General features: G+C 58.8%; 3 protein-coding genes. All 3 read left to right on the top strand.

The window, feature by feature from the left end; genetic code table 11:
• Window positions 1-430 precede the first annotated feature (430 nt).
• On the top strand, window positions 431-811 hold the full coding sequence (locus tag BP846_RS12950; protein WP_292396222.1) for a hypothetical protein: 381 nt from the start codon (window positions 431-433) through the stop codon (window positions 809-811).
• Window positions 812-832: 21 nt separating this feature from the next.
• The gene (locus BP846_RS12945; protein WP_292396219.1) at window positions 833-2,233 is read left to right on the top strand and encodes an NAD(P)H-dependent oxidoreductase; all 1,401 of its coding nucleotides are present in this window, start codon (window positions 833-835) and stop codon (window positions 2,231-2,233) included.
• 146 nt (window positions 2,234-2,379) lie between these two features.
• Window positions 2,380-2,776 (top strand): epoxide hydrolase N-terminal domain-containing protein (locus BP846_RS12940; protein WP_292396216.1); only part of this gene is annotated, 397 nt, incomplete at its 3' end.

The following is a 2,776-nucleotide window of genomic DNA, read 5'->3' as shown; positions in this document are numbered from 1 at the left end:
TGTCACCCGACAGTTCCTCTCCGCCCGCGCTTCGCGCTCCTCCCCCGCCCCCTCCCGGGGGCGAGGGCAGTCATGGCGATATCCCGTGGGAAGCCGTGCCCGGGGAGCGGCGCTGACGCCGGATTCCCGAAAGACCGGGAAGAATCGGCCATAAACTGGTTCTTCCCCGGGATCTCCCCGTGTACTGGACCGTGGTGGCTATCGCCATGGGGGGTGGGGCAGTACGTGGGGATACCGGGGACAAGCCGTCTCCCGGGATGCAAACCCCCGGATAGTGTGAAAAAAGGTCAATACACTCCTCCGTTGAGAGTACCGGTAATTGGGAATCGTTGCACTAGTCTCCAGGACTGTATTCGCATCGGTTCAGGTGCCTGATTGTTGAAATCCTTTCGGAAAATCCATATCATCCTTCTCCCCGGAGACCATTCCGATGAAACCCGCCATCATCGAAAAAAGTCAAATTCAGCCTTCTTTATCAAATTACTGGCGCATCCGACACACATGGCCGGTACACCGCCAAAATCCCCTTCCTTTTCTCCGCAAGGTATATCCGTTCACCTGTTTCACATCAGTATATAAAACCCGAGTGGCAGGCACTGGCGGAACAACGGGAAGCCACGTTTTCGGCACGATCAAGGCCGGTGAACGGGGCAAGATTGTTATCCCGGAAGGAGCACCGGAGATCTTCCCGATCCGGTCCGGCGGCATCCTGCAGGTGGTGGGAGACGGGCGGTGGGGAATCGCCGCCGTCGAGGCAGACGCATTCCATACCACGGCCATGAAGATATCTGAGCAGACACCCGGGGAATAACTATCGGAGGAAGACGGGACCATGCAGATCTGTGTCATTTCCGGGAGCCCCAAGGGAGAGAAGAGCGTCACCCTGCAGTATGTTCGGTTTCTTGAGCAGGCATTTCCGGAGCATACCTTCTCCGTGGCGCATGTGGGGCGAGAGATCAGGACGATTGAGCAGCAGGAAGAGGTTTGGAACGGGCTGCTTGCCGCGATAAAGGAATGCGACGGTGTGCTCTGGGCAACTCCGGTCTATTGCCTGCTGGTCCCGGCCCAGTTGAAGCGTTTCATCGAACTGGTAGGCGACCGGAATGCAATGGAGACGTTTTCGGGGAAGTATACCGCTGCGCTCACCACCTCCATTCACTACTTTGATCACACCGCTCATGCCTACCTGCACGGTGTCTGCGACGACCTCGGCATGCGCTATGTTGGTTTCTACTCGGCTCACATGCAGGATCTCGAAAAGGAAGCATCTCAGGAGCAACTTATCCAGTTCTTCTCCGATTTCCTGGAGGCGATTGCAAAACAGCGACCGATCCGGAAGGAGTTCCCACTGCTACCCGCAATCCCGTCCCATTATATCCCAATGAGCCCGCCGGTCACGGTGGATACCCACGGAAAACGGGTGGTCATCCTGCACGATGCGGAACCGGGCTCCGACCTGGAGGCGATGGTTGGCGAGCTCGCGGCGTGTTATGCAGATCCGATCCAGGTTGCCCACATCCAGGACTCCATGATGAAAGGTGCCTGCCTGGGATGCTGCCGGTGCGCCTTCGACAACACCTGTATCTATGACGACGGGTTTAGAGCATTCTGGGAGAAGTATGTCATTCCGGCGGATGTTCTGGTCATCGCCGGGACCGTCCGGGACCGCTTCTTCTCGGCTACCTGGAAGCAATTTTTCGACAGAAGTTTCTACAACGGCCATGTGCCGGCATTTGAGGGAAAGCAGATCGCATACCTGGTGGAAGGATCGCTTGGCTATCTCGCGAATCTCCGGGAGGTTCTCACGAGCCTGGTGATGACGGAAGAAGCCAACCTTGCAGGGATTGTGACCAACGAGCCGGGAGACCCGGCCGAGATCGATGCCGCCCTGTACGCCCTGGCCGAACGCTCCGTGAGGCTCTCGGACCGGGGATATATCGCACCGGCCACCTTCCCTGCCGTGGGCGGCCATAAAATCTTCCGGGATGAGATCTGGAGAGGAATGCGGGCGGTCTTCAAGGCGGATGACCGGTATTACCGGCAGCACGGGTTGTATGACTTCCCCACCCGGAATTATCTGCAGAGGATCAGCACCCGGGCGACCTCTCTCATTATGAGCATCCCCGGCATCAGGCGGGAAGTGGTGAAGAATATGCCCACCTACATGGTCCAGCCCCTGCAGAGATCGATTGAAAAGAGCACCGTTCTCGCAAAGAGAAAGGCAAAAGAGTAGTCCCCCAAACGAACCCCTCTCCACGTTTTTTGCGCGTAAGGTACCGGAAGAATACATATATGCGAGCGATACCCTCCAGAGTCCACACCCCCCCAGCATGCCGCACCGCCGGGAGAGAACTGAGCACAAGAAGGAGGACCGACCGCATGAAGATCGAACCCTTCACCATAGCCGTTCCGGAGGCGACCCTCGACGATCTGCGCCGGCGGCTCGCCAACACCCGGTGGCCCGATGACGGTGCCGGCTGGGAGTACGGCACCGCTCTTCCGTATATGAAAGACCTCGTCGACTACTGGCAGCACCGGTACGACTGGCGCAGGCACGAAGCCGCGCTCAACACCTTCGCTCACTTCAGGACGGAGGTCGACGGGGTGGGGATTCACTTCATCCATGAGCGTTCCAGGGGGCCGGACCCGACGCCGCTCCTCCTGCTCCACGGCTGGCCCGACTCCTTCTACCGCTACCACAGGGTCATCCCGATGCTGACCGATCCCGCCCGGTTCGGCGGCGACCCCGCCGATTCATCTCGAACGGGCAAGGAGA

Source organism: Methanoculleus sp. UBA303 (assembly GCA_002501655.1).
Lineage (GTDB): Archaea > Halobacteriota > Methanomicrobia > Methanomicrobiales > Methanoculleaceae > Methanoculleus.
This window is presented reverse-complemented; position numbering and strand designations above follow the sequence as displayed.

Bases quoted from the DNA above. Each gene is read 5' to 3' on its own strand.
- BP846_RS12950 (WP_292396222.1), top strand. From the start codon at position 431: ATGAAACCCGCCATCATCGAAAAAAGTCAAATTCAGCCTTCTTTATCA.
- BP846_RS12945 (WP_292396219.1), top strand. From the start codon at position 833: ATGCAGATCTGTGTCATTTCCGGGAGCCCCAAGGGAGAGAAGAGCGTC.